The organism is Virgibacillus salarius (assembly GCF_039521925.1).
Lineage (GTDB): Bacteria > Bacillota > Bacilli > Bacillales > Amphibacillaceae > Virgibacillus > Virgibacillus salarius.
Map to the genome: position 1 here is coordinate 14,727 of NZ_BAAACY010000148.1, position 23,646 is coordinate 38,372.

The 23,646-nt window shown below is 36.1% G+C and carries 26 protein-coding genes; 19 read left to right on the forward strand and 7 right to left on the reverse strand.

Annotated features, from left to right (window positions below; genetic code table 11):
• Positions 1-4: 4 nt before the first annotated feature.
• Positions 5-175: a DUF5325 family protein gene (locus ABDZ84_RS18185; RefSeq protein WP_161629269.1), complete on the reverse strand. Its 171-nt coding sequence runs from the start codon at positions 173-175 to the stop codon at positions 5-7.
• A gap of 166 nt (positions 176-341) precedes the next feature.
• On the opposite strand from ABDZ84_RS18185, the gene ABDZ84_RS18190 reads away from it, so the two are divergent.
• Positions 342-653 carry a YlaH-like family protein gene (locus tag ABDZ84_RS18190; RefSeq protein ID WP_026680764.1) on the forward strand — a complete coding sequence of 104 codons (312 nt, stop codon included), beginning with the start codon at positions 342-344 and terminating at the stop codon, positions 651-653.
• 356 nt (positions 654-1,009) lie between these two features.
• Here ABDZ84_RS18190 and ABDZ84_RS18195 read toward each other — a convergent pair whose 3' ends face one another.
• Positions 1,010-1,213: a YlaI family protein gene (locus ABDZ84_RS18195; RefSeq protein ID WP_026680765.1), complete on the reverse strand. Its 204-nt coding sequence runs from the start codon at positions 1,211-1,213 to the stop codon at positions 1,010-1,012.
• 180 nt (positions 1,214-1,393) lie between these two features.
• Between ABDZ84_RS18195 and ABDZ84_RS18200 the strand changes: the two genes are divergently transcribed.
• On the forward strand, positions 1,394-1,681 hold the full coding sequence (locus tag ABDZ84_RS18200) for a hypothetical protein (RefSeq protein ID WP_026680766.1): 288 nt from the start codon (positions 1,394-1,396) through the stop codon (positions 1,679-1,681).
• A 37-nt stretch (positions 1,682-1,718) separates the two neighbouring features.
• On the opposite strand, the gene ABDZ84_RS18205 is transcribed toward ABDZ84_RS18200, so the two are convergent.
• Positions 1,719-2,318: a YhcN/YlaJ family sporulation lipoprotein gene (locus ABDZ84_RS18205; RefSeq protein ID WP_026680767.1), complete on the reverse strand. Its 600-nt coding sequence runs from the start codon at positions 2,316-2,318 to the stop codon at positions 1,719-1,721.
• A 484-nt stretch (positions 2,319-2,802) separates the two neighbouring features.
• On the reverse strand, positions 2,803-3,291 hold the full coding sequence (locus ABDZ84_RS18210; RefSeq protein ID WP_026680768.1) for a hypothetical protein: 489 nt from the start codon (positions 3,289-3,291) through the stop codon (positions 2,803-2,805).
• 160 nt (positions 3,292-3,451) lie between these two features.
• On the opposite strand from ABDZ84_RS18210, the gene ABDZ84_RS18215 reads away from it, so the two are divergent.
• The 3 genes from ABDZ84_RS18215 to pyc all read left to right on the forward strand — a co-directional run bounded on the left by ABDZ84_RS18215 (position 3,452) and on the right by pyc (position 8,539).
• Positions 3,452-3,733 carry an Fpa/YlaN family protein gene (locus tag ABDZ84_RS18215; RefSeq protein ID WP_026680769.1) on the forward strand — a complete coding sequence of 94 codons (282 nt, stop codon included), beginning with the start codon at positions 3,452-3,454 and terminating at the stop codon, positions 3,731-3,733.
• Between the two features lie 199 nt (positions 3,734-3,932).
• Positions 3,933-5,117, forward strand: coding sequence for a putative lipid II flippase FtsW (gene ftsW / locus ABDZ84_RS18220; RefSeq protein ID WP_026680770.1), 1,185 nt, complete (start codon positions 3,933-3,935; stop codon positions 5,115-5,117).
• A complete protein-coding gene (gene pyc, locus ABDZ84_RS18225) occupies positions 5,093-8,539 on the forward strand; it encodes a pyruvate carboxylase (protein WP_026680771.1) in 3,447 nt (1,148 codons plus the stop codon). The genes ftsW and pyc overlap by 25 nt, the downstream gene beginning before the upstream one ends.
• Before the next feature lie 163 nt (positions 8,540-8,702).
• Here pyc and ABDZ84_RS18230 read toward each other — a convergent pair whose 3' ends face one another.
• Entirely contained in the window at positions 8,703-9,650 is a 948-nt protein-coding gene (locus tag ABDZ84_RS18230) for a COX15/CtaA family protein (RefSeq protein WP_026680772.1), read from the reverse strand.
• Between the two features lie 480 nt (positions 9,651-10,130).
• Here ABDZ84_RS18230 and cyoE point away from each other — a divergent pair, with 480 nt between their 5' ends.
• From cyoE to ABDZ84_RS18265, 7 genes are all read left to right on the forward strand, one after another.
• Positions 10,131-11,075 carry a heme o synthase gene (gene cyoE / locus ABDZ84_RS18235; RefSeq protein ID WP_026680773.1) on the forward strand — a complete coding sequence of 315 codons (945 nt, stop codon included), beginning with the start codon at positions 10,131-10,133 and terminating at the stop codon, positions 11,073-11,075.
• Positions 11,076-11,136: 61 nt separating this feature from the next.
• Positions 11,137-12,189, forward strand: coding sequence for a cytochrome c oxidase subunit II (gene coxB, locus ABDZ84_RS18240; RefSeq protein ID WP_121605039.1), 1,053 nt, complete (start codon positions 11,137-11,139; stop codon positions 12,187-12,189).
• Positions 12,190-12,230: 41 nt separating this feature from the next.
• The gene (gene ctaD, locus ABDZ84_RS18245) at positions 12,231-14,084 is read left to right on the forward strand and encodes a cytochrome c oxidase subunit I (RefSeq protein ID WP_026680774.1); all 1,854 of its coding nucleotides are present in this window, start codon (positions 12,231-12,233) and stop codon (positions 14,082-14,084) included.
• Between the two features lies 1 nt (position 14,085).
• A complete protein-coding gene (locus tag ABDZ84_RS18250; protein ID WP_026680775.1) occupies positions 14,086-14,709 on the forward strand; it encodes a cytochrome (ubi)quinol oxidase subunit III in 624 nt (207 codons plus the stop codon).
• A 3-nt stretch (positions 14,710-14,712) separates the two neighbouring features.
• Entirely contained in the window at positions 14,713-15,027 is a 315-nt protein-coding gene (ctaF, locus tag ABDZ84_RS18255; RefSeq protein WP_026680776.1) for a cytochrome c oxidase subunit IVB, read from the forward strand.
• Between the two features lie 613 nt (positions 15,028-15,640).
• Complete coding sequence (gene ctaG, locus ABDZ84_RS18260) at positions 15,641-16,540, forward strand: cytochrome c oxidase assembly factor CtaG (protein WP_026680777.1); 900 nt, start codon at positions 15,641-15,643, stop codon at positions 16,538-16,540.
• Between the two features lie 378 nt (positions 16,541-16,918).
• Positions 16,919-17,374 (forward strand): DUF420 domain-containing protein, encoded by a 456-nt coding sequence (locus tag ABDZ84_RS18265; protein WP_026680778.1) that lies wholly within the window; start codon positions 16,919-16,921, stop codon positions 17,372-17,374.
• Between the two features lie 33 nt (positions 17,375-17,407).
• On the opposite strand, the gene ytvI is transcribed toward ABDZ84_RS18265, so the two are convergent.
• Positions 17,408-18,466, reverse strand: a complete 1,059-nt coding sequence (gene ytvI, locus ABDZ84_RS18270; RefSeq protein ID WP_343782526.1) for a sporulation integral membrane protein YtvI — start codon at positions 18,464-18,466, stop codon at positions 17,408-17,410.
• 214 nt (positions 18,467-18,680) lie between these two features.
• Positions 18,681-19,046 (reverse strand): YugN family protein, encoded by a 366-nt coding sequence (locus ABDZ84_RS18275; protein ID WP_026680780.1) that lies wholly within the window; start codon positions 19,044-19,046, stop codon positions 18,681-18,683.
• A 300-nt stretch (positions 19,047-19,346) separates the two neighbouring features.
• Between ABDZ84_RS18275 and ABDZ84_RS18280 the strand changes: the two genes are divergently transcribed.
• From ABDZ84_RS18280 to coaD, 7 genes are all read left to right on the forward strand, one after another.
• The gene (locus tag ABDZ84_RS18280; protein ID WP_343782529.1) at positions 19,347-20,414 is read left to right on the forward strand and encodes a CAP domain-containing protein; all 1,068 of its coding nucleotides are present in this window, start codon (positions 19,347-19,349) and stop codon (positions 20,412-20,414) included.
• A 114-nt stretch (positions 20,415-20,528) separates the two neighbouring features.
• Positions 20,529-20,930, forward strand: a complete 402-nt coding sequence (ylbD, locus tag ABDZ84_RS18285) for a YlbD family protein (protein ID WP_026680782.1) — start codon at positions 20,529-20,531, stop codon at positions 20,928-20,930.
• An 11-nt stretch (positions 20,931-20,941) separates the two neighbouring features.
• Entirely contained in the window at positions 20,942-21,175 is a 234-nt protein-coding gene (locus ABDZ84_RS18290) for a YlbE-like family protein (RefSeq protein ID WP_026680783.1), read from the forward strand.
• A 51-nt stretch (positions 21,176-21,226) separates the two neighbouring features.
• Positions 21,227-21,664: a YlbF/YmcA family competence regulator gene (locus ABDZ84_RS18295; RefSeq protein WP_026680784.1), complete on the forward strand. Its 438-nt coding sequence runs from the start codon at positions 21,227-21,229 to the stop codon at positions 21,662-21,664.
• Positions 21,665-21,702: 38 nt separating this feature from the next.
• Positions 21,703-21,978, forward strand: coding sequence for a YlbG family protein (locus ABDZ84_RS18300; RefSeq protein ID WP_026680785.1), 276 nt, complete (start codon positions 21,703-21,705; stop codon positions 21,976-21,978).
• A gap of 345 nt (positions 21,979-22,323) precedes the next feature.
• Entirely contained in the window at positions 22,324-22,902 is a 579-nt protein-coding gene (gene rsmD / locus ABDZ84_RS18305; protein WP_026680786.1) for a 16S rRNA (guanine(966)-N(2))-methyltransferase RsmD, read from the forward strand.
• Positions 22,895-23,374 (forward strand): pantetheine-phosphate adenylyltransferase, encoded by a 480-nt coding sequence (coaD, locus tag ABDZ84_RS18310; RefSeq protein WP_121605044.1) that lies wholly within the window; start codon positions 22,895-22,897, stop codon positions 23,372-23,374. The genes rsmD and coaD overlap by 8 nt, the downstream gene beginning before the upstream one ends.
• The last annotated feature ends 272 nt before the right edge of the window (positions 23,375-23,646 follow it).

Here is a 23,646-nt window from a genome sequence, read left to right on the forward strand (position 1 = left end):
AAAGTCACTTCCTTTTTTTCTTTAAGCTTATACCAAATCCCATAAAAGCAAATCCCAATAATATAAACAAAATCACTAACCATATATTACGGTAGGCTATCGATATGCTGACGCCAACAAACATTAAAATAACGAGTAATGCTAATAAGAGCATTGGAAAATTTATATTTTTCATGTCCACACCTCTTTTATCTCAAAATCTAGTATATCGGAAATCGATTATTTGATCAAAGGGTTTTATATAAGTATGTAACCATATATTAGGCTGGCGAACATGCTAAATATTTAGTATGATAATAAAAGGATTTTAAATTGCTATACATAAGTAGTGGGGGATACATATGAACTCGAATTTCAGTCTAGTATTTGATTTTGTTCTCGAGCAAGTTGGAACGGAATATTTGTTTGAAGGATTATATATTTTAAATCTTATCTTTAGTATTATTGCATTTAAGCTGGGGTTTGCTAGAAAGCTTCCGATGATTAAAACGATTGTGGTATATATCATGTTGGCAATTGGTGTATTTGTACTTACGATTTTCAGTAGTGTTATGCAAATGCCAATTACAGAGAGTTTAGTTGTTATTTCACTCGTGTTAGGTATTTATCGATTACGACTACATAAGGAAAGAACCAGAAAACGCAACGAATAAAGAGAATGAGACAACAGAATTAAGAAACAATAAAAAACGAAAGGTAAATTAATTACCTTTCGTTTTTTTGATAGTCTAGGAATTATAAAATGTGCCCATGTGGGTGGATAAATATTGGCGTGTTGAGTCGCGTAAAGTGCAAGCACCGAGAAACGAGGCGATTTCACAAATCGCCTTAATCTAATTCATTCATCGGCTCGAAAGCTCACCGTGATTTCTTTATCTCCGTTGACTTGCTCCAGTCGCTACGTTTCTAATCGGACACTTGTGCTCTAAAATATACGAGACTCCTGCGGGATAACATGATTATTGTATTTTGCGTAAAAAGCTGTTTTTTTATCCCCGCTCTTTATGACTTAAATAAAATCGTCAGATGCTTTTTTTTCTGTATATAAACGAAATTTTCCGGTAGCATGACGTTGTTTCGTTTTGTGCTCAATTCGTTCATAACATAATTGGCAAAGGTACATATGGATTCGCCTGTTTCTTAATCGTTTCGCTTCAAAGGAATGATCATCAATACTTTCTATATTGTCGCAAATTGTACATTTAACTTGCATAATTTCACCTCAACGTAAAAAAATAGGCTTAAGATTATTGTCGACAATATCATCATTATTTGTCATCATAATCTAATCTTAGTGTAACACAATGTGGACCTGAAAAAGAAGTATGTCATGTTTGATGATTGGTGGAATAGGGTAAATACCTCATAAATAAGTAAAAGAAAGGGCGATTTGATGAAGAAAGGATATTTGTATTCTGCTGGTGCAGCTGGTGTGATTGGTGCAACAATGGCAGGATATTTTTTAAAGAATAAAGATAATCGGCAAAAAGTAAAAGACAAAATAACAAATTATCAAAATGGAATACGTACTACTTTTGAAGATGCTGGTGTACCGGATCAATCAGAAAACCAGGATCTAGCACAATTAGAAAACGCTAAAATGGTTTCAGAAGGCTCTCAATTTGGAGTTCAATACTATACAGAGCATAAAGATAATAATGCCATTGAGCATCAACAATAAGGATAAAGAGTTTCCGTAATAGTCGGAAACTCTTTTATTATTCATTATTATGATGATTAGATTGTTCTTCTTCTGTATCTTCTAGCTTTTGTTTTTCGTCCTCGGGTATTACTTCTTTATTTTGATCCGGTTCCTGAGGTCTGTCATCGCTGATTGGAAAATCTGGCATATACCTTCCTACAATTGCAGCAAGTTCATCTACAACGCCATGGACTGGGTGTCCTTGTCTAATTTTATTTGCCATTCCTCTAATTCTTTCTGTCATATCTGCATCCGCTACAACAACCGCTGTTTTTCCATAAGGATCATGATAAAGAGCTTCTAACACACTATATTTTATCGTGCCTACTCTCGATCGATCGAGGTCTTTATCTACATCAATCCCTACAACTGCATAGGGGCCAGCTACAACAGATGTCGCGTCTTCAACGTTAGGAACGTCACTTGCAATATTTGCAAGGTGATCTGCGATTTCTGTATTTGTAAGGTTTTTTTGTTCGTGAGGGTCCGAATTCTTTACCTGAATCATTTGATTGTCTTTCTCTTCATTCGATAATGGCTCTTCTTGACTTTGCTGCTGACATGCTGCCAATATAAATATATTAGCAAGTAATATTAAACCTATTCGCCATCTCATTAGAAATTCCTCCATCCATAATAAAAACGATTACTGTTATTTTGGATGAAATAATATAAATTATACAAAACGGTAAGATATTGAGGGTTATTTACGAAAACTATGATAAAGATAGTATTAGAAAAAATTACTTCGGCAAAGAACAAAAGCGCAAACGCCCGAATAGAAACGTAGTAACTGGAGCGAGTCAACGAAGATAAAGGATTACGGTGTGCTTGTGAGCCGATGATGACTTAGATTAGGGCGATTCATGAAGTCGCCTCGTTTCTGAAGGCTGGTGCTGGACGCGGCTCAACACGCCAAGATTTATTCACATGGGAAAATTTATAATTTCCCTGCTTATAAAAAAAGGTTGTCGCAACAATGTGCACAACCTTCAAAATCATTCGGTAACTTTTTAATAAAGTTTTTCATCACTGCTTTCCCATTATTTCTTTCCGTTGTTCTATGGTCAAATAGAAAGAAGAAGATGTCTAAGTTAGTGTTACTTTATTTTTATAGCAGTAATATGTTTAATAGGATTATCCTTGTTGGAACCGTCTTGATAATATAAATGAACCGGTCCGTCTTCTTTAAGAGGTTTTCCATCCCGAGCGAATAGAAAATAACTATGGTATAAATCATCAATGGAAATAGGGATTTCTTTACTATCAGTAACTAAAATTGCACCCGATGCATCCTTGCTAATTTCTGCATTATCAAGAAAATGACCTATTGGCATCACGTAAGAGCTTTCCAAGATTTTTTCGCGCTCGTATTTTTTAATACTTCTATTTACGGGTGGTTTTATATTTTGTTGATAGACCTCTTGGCTCCATCTTTGAGAAGCACGTTCTAATTCGTCTTGATCATTGGTATCAACTGGTTTTTCTGTAAAAGCTTTCTCTAGTTCTATTTTTCTGTCATCGAATATCCACACTGTTGGATCTAATGTAATGGGATACGCTACTTTCCCGTTTATTGGTACGATCATATTTATCACCTCTTAAAAGTTGTCCTTCTTAAGGATAGCAGACCTATACTAATTTTTCACTTCTAAGATTATGATTTTCTTTAATTTTATTTGCATTTTATTGATGCTAACGATAATATAATATAGAGAAGGAAGCTTATTTTTGGAGGGGATAGATTTGATTCATGAGGTGACAGTAAATCATCGCGAAAAAGCCCATGCCCTTCTTAAGGCTGATGCTGACAAAATTTTGCGACTAATAGAAGTTCAAATAGATAACCTAACAATGCCACAATGTCCTTTATACGAAGAAGTTCTCGATACACAAATGTTTGGGCTTTCCAGGGAAATTGATTTTGCTGTTCGTTTGAACTTAATCAGCGAAGATGAAGGTAAAGCACTCCTTGAAAATTTGGAGAGGCAGTTAAATATTCTGCATGAAGCAGCGCAGAAATCCGTGTGATAGTAACGTCACGAGATTAGTTGCGGGTTGAACGAAGATGCAAAAACTTTGCCTACAAACTAAAACGGCAAGGTTTTTTTGTTTAAACACAATGTAAATAGGTAAGTGAGTAGCTTCATACCCTGCGATAAGACATAATAAATATAGAATTTATAGAAAACAATACCGCTTGTAATACATAAAAGTAGGGAGAAGGAAAATGGTACAGAAATTAAAAAATTATGATTTTACTTTAATGATTACCCCAATCCTCTTAGCTGCATTTGGATTAGTAATGATTTATAGTGCGAGTATGGTATTCGCAGTAGTAAATGAGTATAAACCTACGCATTATTTGGGCTTACAATCTGTTAGATTTGCAATGGGATTAGGAGCATTTATAGTTTGCTGTATTTTCCCTTATAAGTATTACCAAAAATTAATAAAACCAATCATATTAGGTATCATTTTATTATTAATAGCTGTGTTATTGTTTGGTTCAAATGTAAACAATGCTCAGTCATGGATATTTGGAATACAGCCTGCTGAGTTTGCTAAACTTGCACTAATTATGTACCTAGCTTCTGTTTATTCGAAAAAACAAGAATATATTGATCAGTTTAGTAAAGGAGTACTTCCACCGCTTATACTAACAGGCATAATTTTAGGCTTAGTCGTCCTTCAGCCTGATATTGGAACAGCATCAATTATCTTTTTGATTGCATGTTCCGTAATTTTTAGTTCAGGAATTCGATTAAAACACTTGCTGATATTAATAGGTATTGGTGTTGCATTATTATTATTTGCAATACCATATATGATAACAGACGAAAGGCTTTCCCGTTTTACAGGAGCATATCAGCCCTTTCAAACACCCGATTCTCATGGCTATCAATTAATTCAGTCCTATCTGGCTATAGGTAATGGTGGTATTTTGGGAGAAGGGCTCGGGCAAAGTGTTCAAAAGCTCGGCTATTTAACCGAGGCTCATACTGATTTTATTATGGCAATTGTTGCTGAAGAGCTTGGTTTTTTAGGGGTGGTTATCGTTATAGGAATGTTAGCCATTATTGTTTTACGCGGAATTTTTATCTCGCGAAAAACAAAAGACAGCTTTGGAGCATTATTAGCTATAGGTATATCGTCAATGGTAGGTTTGCAGGCTATTATTAATTTAGGAGCAATTAGTGGTTTACTTCCTATCACAGGAGTTCCACTTCCGTTTGTAAGCTATGGTGGTTCGTCTCTATTGGTATTAATGATATCGATGGGGGTTTTAAATAATATAGCAATGCAAGTAAAGAAGAGAGAACAAGAACCAGCAACCGAACAACAGAATAATGATAGTAAAGTACTTTATACTAATCGAGGAGGAAAAACATGGAAGAACAACTTAAGCAGATAAACAAAATATTAGTTGCAAACCGAGGAGAGATAGCAATACGTGTTTTTCGGGCTTGTACTGAATTAAACATCCGGACAGTTGCTATTTATTCTAAGGAGGATTCTAGCTCTTACCATCGGTATAAAGCGGATGAAGCGTATCTTATCGGTGAAGGAAAGAAGCCAATTGAGGCTTACCTTGATATTGAAGGCATTATTAAGCTCGCAAAAAAAGTTGGTGTGGATGCGATTCACCCTGGGTATGGTTTTCTTTCGGAGAATATTTTATTTGCGAAACGTTGTGAAGAAGAAGGAATCATTTTTATTGGTCCCACAAGTAAGCATCTCGATATGTTTGGGGATAAGGTAAAAGCACGAACACAAGCGATTAATGCAGGAATTCCTATTATACCAGGAAGCGATGGGCCAGTTACTTCTTTAGAAGAAGTAGAAGAATTCACTACGCAGCATGGCTTTCCAATTATAATAAAGGCATCACTTGGTGGTGGCGGTCGAGGTATGCGCATCGTACGCAGTGAACAAGGACTTGCAGAAGCGTATGACCGTGCGAAATCTGAAGCAAGGGCTGCTTTCGGAAATGATGAGATCTATGTTGAAAAATTAATTGAGAATCCAAAGCATATTGAGGTGCAAATAATTGGTGACCATGCTGGTAATACAATTCACCTGTTTGAAAGAGATTGCTCTGTCCAGCGAAGACACCAAAAGGTAGTAGAAGTAGCACCTAGTACATCATTGCCTGACAAATTACGGATGGAAATATGTAATGCAGCAGTACACCTAATGGACAATGTTCAATATGTTAATGCTGGAACAGTAGAATTTCTTGTAACAGAAAATGAATTTTACTTTATAGAAGTAAATCCACGTGTTCAAGTAGAGCATACGATAACTGAAATGATTACGGGTGTGGATATTGTTCAGACACAAATTAAGGTAGCTGAAGGAAGAAACTTACATGATACTTCTATTGGCATACCGGAACAAGATAAATTGGTTACAAATGGTTTTGCTATTCAATCTCGGGTAACTACAGAAGATCCCTTAAATAATTTTATGCCTGACACAGGAAGAATCATGGCATATCGAACTGGTGGGGGATTTGGAGTTCGATTAGATGCAGGTAATGGGTTTCAAGGAGCAGTCATCTCACCTCATTACGACTCACTCTTAGTAAAGGTATCTACTTGGGCACTAACATTTGAGCAAGCTGTACAAAAAATGGTCAGAAACTTAAAAGAATTCCGGATACGTGGAATTAAAACAAATATTCCTTTTTTAGAAAATGTCATCTTACATGAGAATTTTCTTTCAGGTGTTTATAATACGACCTTTATCGACCAAACACCGGAGCTATTCGTTTTTCCGAAACGAAAGGACCGAGGTACAAAGATGTTAACCTATATTGGTCATACGACTATTAATGGGTTAGATGCATCAGGGAAGAAGGCAAAACCATCTTTTTCAAAATTACAAATTCCTAAATTTGACTCAGCAGAGAAAACCCCTGATGGCACAAAACAAATTCTTGATCAGCAAGGACCTGAAGGACTTGCAAATTGGTTGAAAGAGCAACAGGAAGTCTTATTAACTGATACGACATTCCGTGATGCCCATCAATCTTTATTAGCAACGAGGGTTAGAACAAAGGATTTGTATCAAATTGCTGAGCCGACAGCACGATTATTACCAAATTTATTCTCCGTAGAAATGTGGGGTGGAGCGACCTTTGATGTTGCTTATCGTTTCCTAAAAGAAGATCCATGGGAACGTCTGTTAAAGCTTCGAGAAAAAATGCCAAACGTACTTTTTCAAATGTTGCTACGTGCAAGTAACGCGGTAGGGTATAAAAATTATCCAGATAATTTAATTAAAGAATTTGTTGAAAAAAGTGCTACTGCAGGAATAGATGTTTTCCGAATTTTTGATAGCTTGAATTGGGTCGAAGGAATGCAATTAGCAATCGAGTCCGTTCGCGAAAATAACAAAATTGCTGAAGCCACAATGTGTTACACTGGAGATATATTAGATATTGGCCGTTCTAAATATGACATAGAATATTATAAAAAACTTGCTAAATCATTAGAGGATTCTGGTGCCCACATACTAGGTATTAAAGATATGGCTGGATTATTAAAACCGGAAGCGGCATATCAATTGATTTCAACCTTAAAAGAGACTGTTGATTTACCAATTCATTTGCACACGCATGATACAAGTGGAAATGGAATTTATTTATACGCTCGAGCAATAGATGCAGGTGTTGATGTTGTAGACGTTGCTGCTGGGCCAATGGCTGGGTTAACATCACAGCCAAGCGCACAAACACTATATCATGCGTTAGAATCCCATTCGAGACAGCCAAAGGTAAATGTTTCTGCTTATGAAAAACTTTCGCATTATTGGGAAGGGATTCGAGACTATTATCGTGACTTTGAAAGTGGTATGAAATCACCGCATACAGAAATATATATGCATGAAATGCCTGGTGGACAATATAGTAATCTAAAACAGCAAGCCAAGGCAGTCGGTTTAGAAGACAGATGGAATGAAGTAAAAGCAATGTTTAGGCAAGTAAATGATATGTTTGGCGATATTATTAAGGTAACTCCTTCCTCAAAAGTTATTGGTGACATGACATTATTCATGGTACAAAATAATTTAACAGAAGATGATATTTATGAACGAGGGGAATCTATCGACTTCCCTGATTCGGTAATAGAATTTGCTCAAGGCTATATTGGACAACCATATCAAGGGTTTCCTCAAGAATTGCAACGCATTATTCTAAAGGGTAAGGAACCAATTAAGGTACGTCCAGGCGAACTACTAGATCCGATCGATTTTACCCAATTAAAAGAAACGTTATTTAAGACACTAGATCGTCAGGTTACTAGTTTTGATTTGATATCACATGCATTATATCCAAAGGTATTTATGGATTACAATAAATTCTACGATACATATGGAGATATGTCGGTTTTAGATACACCAACTTTCTTCTATGGTATGAATCTAGGTGAAGAGATAGAAGTAGAAATCGAACAAGGAAAGACGCTAATTGTAAAGCTTGTATCGATATCTGAAGCAAGGGCAGATGGTACTAGGGTTATCTATTTTGAGTTAAATGGACAAACACGTGAAATTGTCGTTAAGGATGAAAATATCCAGTCAGAATTAGAAATAAAGCCAAAGGCGGATAAAGGAAATGATAAGCATATCGGAGCAACAATGCCTGGTACGGTTATTAAGGTTTTAAGAAATGTTGGTGAAAAAGTAGATAAAGGTGATCATATTTTAATAACCGAAGCTATGAAAATGGAAACAACTGTTCAAGCACCTTTTACAGGTACAATTAAGAATATATACGTCAGTGACGCCGATACGATCGAAGTAGGAGATTTGCTCATCGAATTTGATTAAATGGGATACCACTTGATTAATAGGGTGTTGGTCAGCGCTACTTGACGTAGCTTGTTACTATGTGAATAGCTGTGCCAAAAGTGTACCTGAAATAAAAAATCTCAAGGAAATTTTTTTCCTTGAGATTTTTTTATGCAAATAATTGACATAAACAGTTTCCATATTAAGTTGATGAAATATTGGGCTTATCTTGCGTTTGCTTTTCATACTTGCCACTTCTTGTTGCTAGCAAAACAAAATAACTCAGCATGCCAAAATAAAGAGAAATTACGAGTGCATGTAAAAGTGCCGTACCTAGATGGAGTCGAGTAAAGATTATCATTGCTCCAAAGAATACTTGTAAGGAGATAAATGATAATGTTATGATCCAACCCCAATACATAATATGGTTGGAACGATAATTTTTAATCATTTGTATAAAAGCTATTACTGTCCATATAAATAATATTGCCGCAGCTAATCGATGTCCCATTTGAATCCATTGAGGTATAGTATATTCTGAGAAAGCAAATGGAGCATTATTATTACAGAATGGCCATCCACCACACACCAGATTAGATTCAGTATGGCGCACAAGGGCGCCAGTATAAACAACCAACATAGTGTATATCGTTAATGCATATATTTCGATACGATGAAACCTCTTAATAAATAGAGATTTAGCATCGAATTTTTTGTCAACCTCAAAAACGAGAAGCATAAGCAAAAAGACGGAAGCAAAGGAAATTAGCGAAATGCCAAAGTGTGCAGCTAATACAAAGTCAGATTGCCCCCATTTCACTGCTGCAGCCCCAATAAGTGCTTGAAGAATTAAAAAAAATAATGAAAGAAATGACAAGAACTTCACTTCACGAATATGGCCAATATGTCTCCAAGCTAATACTGCCAAGCCCAATACTGCAAAACCAACAATACCTGTGACCATACGGTGACTTAATTCAATTATTAACTCTGGTGTAATCGTAGTTGGTATTATTTCTCCTTCACATAATGGCCAACTATCTCCACATCCGTCAGCTGATCCTGTTTTCGTTACAAGTGCACCACCTAATAAAACGAACATCATACCAATGGTTGCCACGACAGATAACCACTTTAAGATTTTGATCATTAGTAAATCCTCACTTTATGTAATTTAAAAAATAGTATGTTTACAAATCCGATAGATTTATCATAATATTAATACCTGAGAAAAAGCAATGGTTTGCCTCAAAAATGGATTGTGTTGACACACAATTGTAATAGTATCATGTTTTGTTTTTCTTTTCACTATAGAAAATATAAAAAACGCTTGCATTGTTGTCTGTTGTTTGCTAGAAATAGTGTAGGGGAGTTTGATATACTTACCATCATTACGCGAAAATAACTACCATCCTACATAGCCAATTCTTTATTGTTTTAAAATGATTCACAAAATCGTCACAAAAACATGAGTGAATTACAGTAAAATAATTACTAGGTAGTTATTAGATTGTAAAACAATTCCATGATACAATTAATTTTTGGGGATACTTTGTTTTTATTGGATTTTCCACTAAAGTATACCTTGTCTCATTATGCCTTTTGGTAGGCGCTTGAAGGGGGGATATGAATGGATAAAGCAGAGACACCTACATCAACGGTTGTAAGCAATGCTGGTGTTTCCGACGATAAACGTTCCAACACGTTACTTGCAGATATTAAGTCATTGATCAAAGTTGGAATCATTAATTCCAATTTAATCACGGTATTTGCAGGTTTCTGGTTAGCGCTATATTTTACTGGATCTTCTTTTACAGATTATATTGGAACATTTATATTAACAATGGTAGGAAGTGCACTAGTGATTGCCGGAGGGTGTATGTTAAATAATTGGTACGATGCTGATATTGATCCAATTATGACAAGAACGAAATTACGCCCAACCGTAACCGGAACCATTTCACTTCAAGCTGTTCTTACACTTGGTATCGTTACCACATTAATAGGATTTGGACTACTCCTGTTTACAACTATTGAAGCGGTATTATTTGCGTTTATTGGTTGGTTTGTATACGTTGTTCTCTATACGATGTGGTCTAAAAGAAAGTATACGCTGAATACAGCAATTGGTAGTTTTTCTGGGGCAGCACCACCTTTAATTGGCTGGGCGGCAGTAGAACCGAATTTTCATATTGTTCCATTTATTCTGTTTTTAATTATGTTTATTTGGCAGACTCCACATTTTCTTGCATTAGCAATGAGAAAAAGTAAAGAATATAAAGCAGCAGGTATACCAATGCTACCAGTAGTACATGGTTTTGAATTCACGAAACGTCAAATTGTAATTTACATTGCATGTTTATTACCATTACCGTTTTACCTAGCTTCGTTGGGAACAACGTTCATGGTTATTGCTACTTTACTTAATGTTGGATGGCTAGCAATTGGTATCAGTGGATTCTTTATGAAAAATGATCTGAAATGGGCAAACATCATTTTTATTTATTCATTGAATTATTTAACTATCTTATTTTTAATGATGGTTCTAGTAACATGGAACTCTCCATTTAGTTAATTCGTCCTTAATTTAATTTATATATAAGGAGCATCAAGAAAAGAAAGAGAGGTATGGATACATGAAAGGTTGGATGGGAAAATTCAAATCTGTATTCCTTTTAAGTTTACTTGCACTTGTCCTTGCTGGGTGTGGGAAAGAAAACTTAACTGCCCTTGTACCAAAAGGGTATGGAGCAGAGTCTTCCATGAATTTAATTATTCTATCATCAATTATTATGTTATTTGTGTTTGTTATCGTATTTTTGGTTTATGTAATTACACTTGTCCGTTTTCGCAAAAAGAAGGGACAGGAAAATTTCATACCAAAGCAAGTAGAGGGCAACAAAACCTTGGAAACAGTATGGACAGTTATTCCAATTATTTTAGTGCTTGTGCTTGCAGTACCAACCGTTGCTGCTACATTTGATTTGGCAGATACATCCAAATCAAAAGATGGTATCAACATTGATGTTACTGGTAATCAATACTGGTGGCACTTTAGTTATGCTGGTGAAGAAATTCAAACAAGTCAGGATTTATACATTCCAACAGGAGAAAAAGTATATCTAAATATGCAATCATCAGATGTAATCCATTCATTATGGGTACCAAGTATCTCTGGTAAGATGGATGTTAACCCTGAAAATGTCAACACCATGTATATTGAAGCAAAAGAAGAAGGGGTTTACTGGGGCAAATGTGCAGAGCTATGCGGACCTTCACATTCCTTGATGGATTTTAAAGTTATTGCTGTTAGTCCAGAAGAATATGATCAATGGGTTGAAGACATGCAAGGTGTTGATCCAGAAGCGCAGCCTCAAGATGCAGTGGCTCAAGATGGTAAGGCAGCATTTGAGGAAAATAACTGTATGAGCTGTCACGCTATTGGTTCTTCGCCAAATGCGGTAGGTCCAAACTTAACCAACTTTGGTGATCGCTCTAGAATAGCTGGTATTTTGGAACCAACAAAAGAGAAGTTAGTTAATTGGATTATGGATCCTGAATCCATAAAACCAGGGAACAAAATGACGAATAATTACCCTGAACTATCTAAAGAAGAAGCAAGTAATATCGCAGAGTATTTGCTGCAATTGCAGCCATCTGAGATAACTCCAGAGAGTGCAGGAAACTAATTAAACTAAAGGGTGGAAGAAGTAAAAGGGAGGTTTAAAATTTGAGTATTGCAGCTGCTCAAAAGAAAGGCTTCGGTGCTGTTATTTGGGATTATTTAACCACAGTCGATCATAAGAAAATTGCGCATTTGTATTTATTCGGCGGTGGCTTCTTTTTCCTACTTGGCGGACTTGAAGCATTGTTTATTCGTATACAACTGATTAAACCTGAGAATGATTTTTTAAGTGCAGGTTTATATAATGAAATGATAACGATGCATGGTACGACTATGATATTCCTTGCAGCTATGCCATTATTGCTAGGAATAATGAACGCTATTATGCCCTTACAGATTGGGGCACGAGATGTAGCCTTTCCATTTTTAAATTCACTTGGGTTTTGGCTATTTATGTTTGGTGGGGTTCTTTTAAACTGTAGCTGGTTCCTCGGAGGCGCTCCTGATGCAGGTTGGACTGCCTACACACCATTATCAACCACGTCTCCTGGTCATGGAGTGGACTTTTATATCCTAGGTCTCCAGATTTCGGGTGCAGGGACATTAATGGGTGGTATTAACTTTTTAGTAACAATAGTTACAATGCGTGCACCAGGCATGACATATATGCGTATGCCGCTCTTCACTTGGACGACATTTGTAACAAGCGTGCTAATTTTATTTGCCTTTCCAGCTTTAACAGTTGGACTGTTTTTATTAATGTTTGACCGTATGTTCGGATCTGCGTTCTTTGAAGTTTCGCTTGGAGGAAATGCAGTTATCTGGCAGCATCTATTTTGGATATTTGGTCATCCAGAGGTTTACATTTTAATACTTCCAGCATTTGGTGTGTTTAGTGATATATTCGCAACCTTCTCTAAGAAGCGATTATTCGGTTATACTGCCATGGTATTTGCTACAATACTGATCGCATTCTTAGGTTTTATGGTTTGGGCACACCATATGTTTACCGTGGGTCTTGGACCTGTTGCTAATGCTATTTTTGCGATTGCTACGATGGCGATCGCCGTACCTACTGGTATTAAGATCTTTAACTGGTTGGCAACAATGTGGGGCGGTAGCATTACGATTAATTCCGCAATGCTTTGGTCATTAGCATTTATTCCATCATTTACAATCGGTGGAATGACAGGGGTAATGCTTGCCTCAGCTGTTGCAGACTATCAATATCACGATTCTTATTTTGTTGTAGCTCACTTCCACTATGTTATTGTAGGTGGAGTAGTATTTGGTATTTTGGCAGCCTTACATTATTGGTGGCCGAAGATGTTTGGAAAAATTCTAAATGAAGCCTTAGGTAAATTATCGTTCTGGTTATTCTTTATCGGCTTCCATTTAACTTTCTTTATTCAACACTTTTTAGGTCTAATGGGTATGCCTCGACGCTATTGGGTATTCTTAGAGGATCAAGGCTTGGATATAGGTAACCTAGTTAGTACTATAGGAGCACTGTTAATGGGTGTTGGAGGTCTTTTATTTGTTATTAACATCATCTATACATCTGTTAAAGGAGAAAAAGCTCCAGCGGATCCTTGGGACGGTCGTACGTTAGAATGGGCTATTCCTTCTCCACCACCGTTCTATAACTTTAAGCAAACACCACTTGTACGTGGGCTTGATCCACTATGGATTGAGAAAACGGAAGGTAAGGGTGAAATGACTGCCGCCGAGCCACTTGGGGACATTCATATGCCTAATGGATCTATTTTACCTTTCATCATGTCATTAGGTTTCTTTATTGCAGGGTTTGGATTTATTTATCAGGTGGATCAAAAAGCATGGTTAGTAGCTGTGTTTGCCGGTATGGGTATTGCGCTAGCTTGTATGCTTATTCGCTCTTTGAAAGATTACCATGGCTTTCATATTACCAAAGAAGAACTTGAAAGGGAGGCTGACTAATATGAGTCACGATCATTCCTTAAATCCAGAAACGATGCCTCAGGAACCAGAAAAGGCTACCCTTGAAGGTAAAAATAAATTCCTTGGGCTATGGTTCTTCTTAGGCGGTGAGACAGTTTTATTCGCCAGTTTGTTTGGGACTTTCTTAGCATTGAGAAATTCAACTGCAGACGGTCCTGCTGGTGAAGAAATTTTTGGCTTAGAGCTTGTTTTTCTAATGACAATGCTTTTATTAACTAGTTCACTTACTAGTGTGTATGCGATGTATCATATGAAGAACAATGACTTTAAGAAAATGCAATTATGGTTAGGGATCACTGCATTTCTTGGTATTGGATTCCTAGCTTGTGAAATATATGAGTTTTATCATTATATTCACGAGTATCATTTTACGTTTAGATCGTCTGCTTTTGGTTCAGCGTTCTATACGTTAGTAGGTTTCCATGGAGGGCACGTAGCGTTTGGGCTTAGTTGGTTAATTGCCATTATGGTTCGAAATGCGAAGCGTGGTTTAAACCTATATAATGCACCAAAATATTACACATTCAGCTTGTATTGGCACTTTATTGATGTCGTATGGGTATTTATCTTTACGGTTGTATACCTAATGGGAAAGGTGGGTTAATTCATGACGGATAACACCAATACCAATTCGTTCCAAAAGCAAAAGAATAAAGAAGAAATGAAGAAGCAACTTATTACTTTTGCTCTTATGATTGGATTTACCATTATAGCTTTTGCTATTGTTGCAACTGAAGCAATGGATAAAATGTTCGCTATTCCTCTACTGCTAATTTTAGCAGTAGTTCAAGTAGCATTTCAGTTCTATTATTTTATGCATATGAAGGATAAGGGACATGAGTTTCCATCCATGATGATTTATGGTGGTATATGGGCTGCTATATTAACGGTAGCAGCATTAGTAGCCATTGTTTGGTGGTAGGATAAAAGAGGCTGAGACAAAAGAATGAAGAAACAATAAAAAACGAACGATGATTAGTTGGAAATAATTATCGTTCGTTTTTTGATCAAAATAATTCATTTAGCACCTGAAATAAGCGAGACTCCGGCGGGAACAGCACGAGTCCGAAGATCCACTTGGTAACGTGTTTTTCTTTACCAAGTTAGCTGAGGCTGTGTCCGTGGAACGAGTATGTTTTTGCGGTGCGGCGATGATACTCCTATTGATAACATGATTATTCGTATGTTGAGTAAAGAAGTTGTGTTTTGTCCCAGCCTCTTTTTCTTAGTCTAAGAAATTATAAAATTAGCCCATTTGGATAAATAGGCGCGTGTTAAGTCACGTCCAGTTCCAGCTCCCAGAAACGAGGCTACTTCATGAATCGTCCTAATCTAAGCCATCATCGGCTCGCGAGCTCATCGTGATTCTTTTATCTCGGTTGACTTGCTTCAGTCGCTACGTTTCTATTCGGCGCTTACGCTTTTGTTCTTGCTTTATGCTAGTGTTTTCTAAAAGTCGTCACATTATAAGTGTGTGTTAATATTCATATTCAGTTATAATAGTGAGGACAATCCTTTTATAGAGGTGAATAATAATGTGGCTAGAATTACAGATCTTCGGATTTCGTGCCTTATGGAGTCCGTATTTTCTATTATTTGTAATCGGATTGGGTGTCGCTTACTTTTTAGTTACAGGTCCATATCGTCATAAATTTGGTGGAACTGATAAACCGACGAGTAAACAGCAAGTTATGTTCTATATCGCAATCTTTTTACTTTACGTAGTTAAGGGAGCACCGATAGATTTGCTTTCACATATTATGCTAACTGCTCACATGGTACAGATGGCAATTTACTACTTAGTATTTCCTATACTCGTAATAAAGGGAATTCCAACTTGGATTTGGAAAAAAGTAATTGGAGCACCAATTATTAAACCGCTTTTTAACTTATTAACTAAACCGTTAATTTCACTGCTCCTGTTTAATGCACTATTTTCCATCTATCACATTCCTGTAATCTTTGACTTTGCTAAATCCAATCCGATTGCACATACAACTATTTCACTTGTAATACTTGCAGCAGCTTTCATTGTTTGGTGGCCAATCTTATCACCAATTAAAGAAATGGATACAATGCGACCACTAGTGAAAATAGGGTATATTTTTGCTAATGGTGTGTTAATCACTCCAGCATGTGTGTTGATCATATTTGCAGACCATCCTTTATTTGCTGCATATAGTCAAGATGGAGCCTGGTTACAGGCGCTTGCTTTATGCGTTCCGGGAGAGGTACTAGAGGGAATATCTTTTTCCATTTCTGGACCTGAAATGTTCTCCCCAATGAGTACCGTTGAGGATCAGCAATTAGGTGGGATTATTATGAAAATCATGCAGGAAATCACCTATGGTATTCTGTTAGGTAGAATTTTCTTTAAGTGGTTTAATCAAGAGAGCTTGAGAGTCGATCCAATACCAGCAGATATAAGAAATTAACAAAGATTTATTCCTATAGAAAAGATTACTAATATTGTTTTCAGCACTTTACTTAATTGCAATTTTAGTCCTAAGCCTCACCTCTTTTATCTAGTTACTTGGTAATTAGGTGGGGGCTTTGTTGTGTTTAGGAATTTTTTTATACTGGTGTAAAATTGAAATACTAATAATATGACATTATGTTGTAAAAATAGTATCAGTAAGTCTATTTTAAATGGAAACCGTATTTTTAAGCATAAGCTAAAACTGATTCGTCCATAATGACTTTATCAGGACGTCGTGATTTTAGCCTTTAACAAAATATGATAAAATATAAAAGCATAATCTTGAGGTTTGCTGAGTTACTTATGCATTTTTAGAAGGGAGCACATATTTTCTATGCCTTTATTGCCCACTATTAGTACGTTTTTTATTGTTCTTAGTGCAGTATTAGTCGCTTTTGGCTGGCGATTTATTGTTAAAGGAGAGGCGAAAAGCCACAAGAAAACGATGATTGCCGCTGCAATTAGTGCATTGCTGTTTTTTATTATTTATATATCAAGAACTATTTTTATTGGTAATACGAGCTTTGGAGGACCAGAGGATCTTGAAATATATTATACGATTTTCTTGATTTTTCACATTACCTTAGCTACAACGGGGGCTGTTTTTGGTATTACAACGTTGGTATTGGCATTTAAGCGTAAGATCAGCGTACATAGAAAAATAGGTCCGATTACGAGTATAATTTGGTTTTTAAGCGCGTCTACCGGAGTAATTGTTTATCTTTTACTATATATACTCTATGAGGGTGGAGAAACAACTAGTTTAATAAAAGCAATTTTAGGAACATAGAAAAGAGTTAGAGGCTTAAGCCTCTAACTCTTTTTATATTTTTATATTCCAGTTAATAATACCTGCCTCTTTTGCTGAATTAAACGCGATTACTAGTAGTGGACCGAGTATAAATCCGAATAGACCTAGGAGTTTTAGTCCAATGAACATGGATATTAAGGTGGCTAATGGTGACAATCCTATATGCTGTCCCATCACTTTTGGCTCAACTGTTCGACGGATAGCAAGTAGGATAACAGCAAGCACGGCGAGTTGAATCCCCATCCCCGTATCGCCAGCGAGGAACATAAATATCGACCAAGGTCCAAGGATGGCAATTGAACCAATGATTGGAATTAAGTCAATCACCCAAATGATTAATGACATAATAATCGCTACTTCAGGTGCTATGAAAAATAATCCAATCAATGTTACAGCTAGAATAATAAGGCTCACAAGAAACTGAGCTTTGAAGAAACCCAAAAATACACTCGTCAGCCTTGCGTTCATAAACGATACTTGTTCTGCTGTTTCTTTCGTCATTACGTGATACATTTTGGCCTTTAGCAATGGTAGTTCAACCATAAATAAAAATAAAGCAATTAAATAGACAATGAAACTAATTAAGTATTGAGGAACCGTTGCAAATACTTGTGCAATTCGATCAAGCGTGAATTTCTCTTTAGCAGTTTCACTTAGTGCATTCAAATTGGCTTCGATGCTAGATGATACCTGATTAACAAATTCAGATGGTAAATCATCTGTATATTGCTGAACTTCTGTTTCCCATTCCCTATAGATTCGGTTCAATTCATTGAAATGAGAAGGCACATCTTCAACAAAATTAACTACTTGTGTGACAGCCCTTGTAACAGTAAAGGTCCCTGCTACTCCAAGTACGATTAAAAACAGTAAGAAAACGATAGTCACTGAGATTTTTCTGTTGACTTTTAATCTTCTTTGAATTAGTCGAATTACTGGATTTAGGAAAAGGGCAGAAACAAATGCTACAATCAAAGGTATTGATATGGGCAAAATAAAAATCGCAACTAAAATGATGAATATACCTAAAAAAATGAGTGTCCAATGGCGTTTTGTTATATTTCGAAACAACTTATTACGATGGCTCCTTTCCTAGAAAAAACAGTTACAAATATATAAAAAATATAGCATTTATTTTTGAATTTGAACAGAATAATATTTCTAAAAACTTCCATGCACAACGGCTTATATACTTTTTATATCTAAATGTTATGTTACATATATACATGGAATGTGTAAAAAAACCGGCTACTCTCATACTTAGGAGTAGTCGGCTGCTAGTTATTTATTGGTTGAATTGTTCAATTTCAGATTTCACTTTACTAACTAAGTTATTTGCACGTTCAACTAAATTTTCTGGAAAGCCTTCTTCCTCTCCATATTCAACCCCATGCGGGTAATAGTGCTTTCCTAATAAAGGTGTCATTAGTTTGATGACGGCGTTTCCACGATCGACATCACCTTCAACAGCATAGCCTTGAATTCGAATGTAGTATGTAATATTCTTTTCTTTGGAATCCATTCGGTAATCATAAGTGACACGTTCATAATCCCATTGACCTGCACGAATAAAAGCATGTTTAGCAGTTAAATGATCCAGTGGCTTTAAATCAATAACCAAGTCTTCCAATCCTGTATTTTCTAATCTCATTTTATCCACCTCACCTAATAGTCCTCACTATACTATATTAGTATGAATTGCAAGAACTTGCAATTGAAAAGACATATTGAAAAATAGGATAAATTCCTACAGGATGACTGCTAATATAACTATTGGATATTCGCAGGACTGAAATTGTTGTAATGGGTTCTATTTGCGTATTTTGAAAGTGAAATTATTTGCCGAACTTGGCATTTTTTTATATGATTACCATTAAAATAATAGAGAAGATAGCATGATTTATATATTAGAATCATATATATACCATAAAACGTAAAAGGAGACTATATAATGCGATTTATTAAAAGCATCATACTTTTATCTCTATTAGCGGTAGTAGGATTCTATTTCTTGGAGCAAAATGATATGTCTCCGGAAGCAACAATAGAATCAATTAGTGATTCGGTAAAAGAAAAGCAACAATTACTTAAAACAAAAGTTGTACCTGAGAAAAAGGAAGAAATTCCATTAGCAGGTGAACTTTTTCAATGGTTTGGTAAATCAACCGATGCATTAATTCAAAGCATGGGAAAACCTACTAGAAAAGATCCAAGTGCTTACGGATACACTTGGTGGGTTTATACGGATCAAAAAGAAACCTATGTGCAATTTGGGGTGGCAGATGATAAAATTCAAACAATCTATGCAACTGGAAATAATATTAACATAAAGTCTGTTACACTGGGCGAGTCTTATGAAAACATAAGCAAACAGTTTAATTTTTCAGATGAAGTAACTTATCGAAATGGATTAACTTCATATACGTTTAAGCTTAAAGATGAAGATAAAAAAATGCGGCCACTCGTAAAATTATCCGATTCTGTCTTTATGCAACTCTATTTCGATACATTTACGAATACATTATCCTCTGTACGAGTGTTAGAAGCGGAAACGTTATTAAAGCATCAGCCTTATGAGCTTCAGTACCGAGGGAATTTGCCTGAGCAGCCCGATTTAACAAACGAACAATGGGCAAAGGTAGAGGAAGGTATGGAACAACAGATTTTTGATATAACAAATGTGATGCGACATAAGCAAGGGAAAACAACGTTAAAATGGGAAAAATCTGTAGGTGAAGTAGCATTTCTGCATAGTAAAGATATGTCAGATAATAATTATTTTTCCCATTCTAGTTTAGATGGAAGAGGTTTAAAAGATAGGTTAGATGAAGGGAAGGTTTCATTCGTATCAGCAGGTGAGAACATTGCCGCGCAATATCCAGATGCTGCAGCTGCTATGGAAGGATGGTTGAATAGTGAAGGGCATCGAAAGGCATTGCTGAGTGATGATTATACCCACCTAGGGGTAGGTGTTTACCGCTTATATTATACACAAAATTTCTTAGCAAAAGCGTTCTAATTGTAAGCAAGCGAAGATTTATAATGCTTCGCTTGCTGATTTTGAATCACATCTATCATGCCTATGCATAGAATAAATAGTGCATATGACTATGTATTAAAAGAGGTGATGAGGATGAGTGACCAGAAACTACACCCTTCAGTCCTTGAATTTAAGCAATTTATCAACGAACATCCCAAGCTGATTGAGCATATAAGAAAAAGTGGTAGACCATGGCAGGAAACATATGAAAAATGGGTATTACTAGGTGAAGATGACCCTTTTTGGGAAAAATATAAGGGTGATAAATCGCAAACAAAAACCCAAAAAGAAAAAGCAAAAAAGGAAAAAAATTCAGAGCTATTCAGTCAGTTAATGAAAATGACAGAATCAATGGATCTAGAAAAAATTCAAAAGCAAATTGAACAGTTTAGTGACTCCATTACGACGATACAAGAACTTATTGGACAATTTCAACAAAATAAAAGCACTTCTTCACAACAACCAAATGAAAGAATGGGATGGTTTCGCGACTAAGGAGTGAAAATATGGATCCGAATTCCTATAACTACTTACGACAAAATCCTGAATTATTACGATTTGTTAGACTTAATCCTATCTGGTATCGATATTTATCACGAGATCCTAATCTTATCGAAGACATGAGAAAGGAGTCCAAACGCTTCTATGGAAAAACATTTCCTCAGCAGGTAGAGAAAGTAAATAATCACATTCAAATGGTGGGAATGTTAATGCAGTTTGCTGGAGCGATGAAGGATTAATTATTTTCAGAAAGCAGGAAAAGTGATAAGATAAGGATGGAGGTGGATAGGATGATTGCGACAATGGAATATGTAGATATTCTAGATCGGTCTGAGCAGCTTGGTAGAATGATTTTAGACTCAGACGTTATGGAAGCCTATAATCGATCTCAGCAGGAACTTGATGAGGACCAACATGCACAACGGCTTATACAAGCATTTATAGATATAAAAAGTCATTATGAAGATGTTCAACGTTTCGGTAGATATCATCCAGATTATAATGCGATTATGAAAGAAGTTCGAAGAGTAAAAAGGGAGATGGACATGAATGATAAAGTTGCTTCCTTTAAGATAGCTGAACGTAATCTACAAAAATTGCTGGATGAAATTAGTAATTATGTTGCTCATAGTGTAAGTGAGCAAGTCAAAGCCCCACAAGATGGTGCTGCATTATCCGATAGTGGATGTGGTTGTGGTAGCGGTGGCGGATGTGGATGTGCATCTTAAATGATGGAAAAAGTATATTATTTTTAGCGAGGTAACTTATGCGAACAAAACGTCAAGGAATTGTGGTCTGGTTTCAACATATGAAGAATCTAAAGCAAATTAAGCGCCATGGTCATTTTTTATACAGTTCAAAGAAAATGAAATATGCTGTATTATATGTCGATCAAGAGGAAATAGAAAAAGTAGAAGAAAAATTATTAAGGCTTTCTTTTGTTTCTAAGGTTGAGCGCTCCTACAAGCCTTTTGTTCGAATTGATTTTGAAAATGCGAAACCAGATAAGGCTAAACAATACGATTATAAAATGGGGATATGACGGAAAAGCTGCGAATTGATTGTTCGCAGCTTTTCGTTTGAAACAATTCTCTTATACAAAAGAAAAAACCTGCAGAAATGATTCTACAGGTCCCTTTGTTTTCTTGTTAGAAAACAAAAAGGCAAAGGGAGAGGAGAAACCGGAAGAAGAACTTATGGGGAAGAGTAAGTCTTCTCCGTGTTTTGAAACAACCAAGCTAACCTTTAGCTGTCTCATTATGTTAGTATGGTCGATCATAAGGATAATATACACCTAGCTAAAAAATTTTTTCAATGAATTCTTGTTTTCGTTTCCATACTTTTGTGGTAGGATAAATGTCGAATAGGGTAAAATCGAGGTGGAATAATGCGTATAATAGCTGGTGAGTATAAGGGAAGGCAGCTAAAAGCTGTACCAGGGAAGACAACTAGGCCAACAACTGATAAAGTAAAGGAAGCAGTTTTTCAAGTGATTGGTCCATTTTTTCAGGGTGGGAATGCATTAGATCTCTTTGCAGGTAGCGGCTCGCTTGGATTTGAAGCATTAAGCCGCGGTGTGGAGAAGGTTGTATTCGTAGACAAACACCCAAAGGCAGTACATACCATTAATGAAAATAGTAAACAACTGAAGTTGGAAAATAGAGTGGAAATTTTCCGCGCAGATGCATTTCGTGCAATTCACGCCGCAGCTAAACGTGAACTGGATTTTCAACTCGTTTTACTCGATCCTCCTTATGGAAAGGTAAACTATGAAGAGTTAATCAACGAAATGATTCAACTTCGGCTTATAAAACAAGGTGCTTGGATATATTGTGAGCATGACATGTCTGAAAAACTGCCATCGGATCACCCATATTTAAACGTAGTAAAACAAACCCATTATGGTGGTACGATAGGAATCACCATTTATAAAATGAATGAGGAAGGGAGCGCTTATCTTGACTAGATTGGCGATATGTCCGGGCAGTTTCGATCCTGTGACGTATGGACACTTAGATATCATACAACGAGGAGCAAAGATCTTTGATCAGGTTATTGTAGCCGTATTCAATAATCAATCAAAGGCCCCTTTATTTAATGTAGAAGAACGTATCAACTTATTGGAACAATGTACAGCAGATTTACCAAATGTATCTATTGATTCATCAAATGGTCTATTAATGGATTATGCAAGGTCAAAAAATGCGCAGGCAATTATTCGTGGTCTTCGAGCTGTAAGTGATTTTGAGTATGAGATGCAAATTACTTCGATGAACCGGAAATTAAATGAAGATATCGAGACTTTTTTTATGATGACAAATAACCAATATTCATTTTTAAGCTCAAGTATCGTGAAAGAAGTTGCGAAGTATAAAGCAAATGTTAGTGATCTAGTTCCTAATGTTGTAGAAGCAGCATTAGAGCAAAAGTATAATTAATGGACAAAAGAATGAAGAAACAACGAACGATAATTAATTTGAATTAATTATCGTTCGTTGTTTGATCAGAATCATCATTTAGCACCTGAAATAAGCAAGACTCCGGCGGGAACAGCATGAGTCCGAAGATCCACTTAGTAACTTGTTTTTCTTTACCAAGTTAGTTGAGTCCGTGCCCGCGGAAAGCGCGTATAGTTTCACGGTGTGGCGATGATACTTCTATTGATAACATGATTATTCGTATTTTGAGTAAAAGAAGTTGTGTTTTGTCC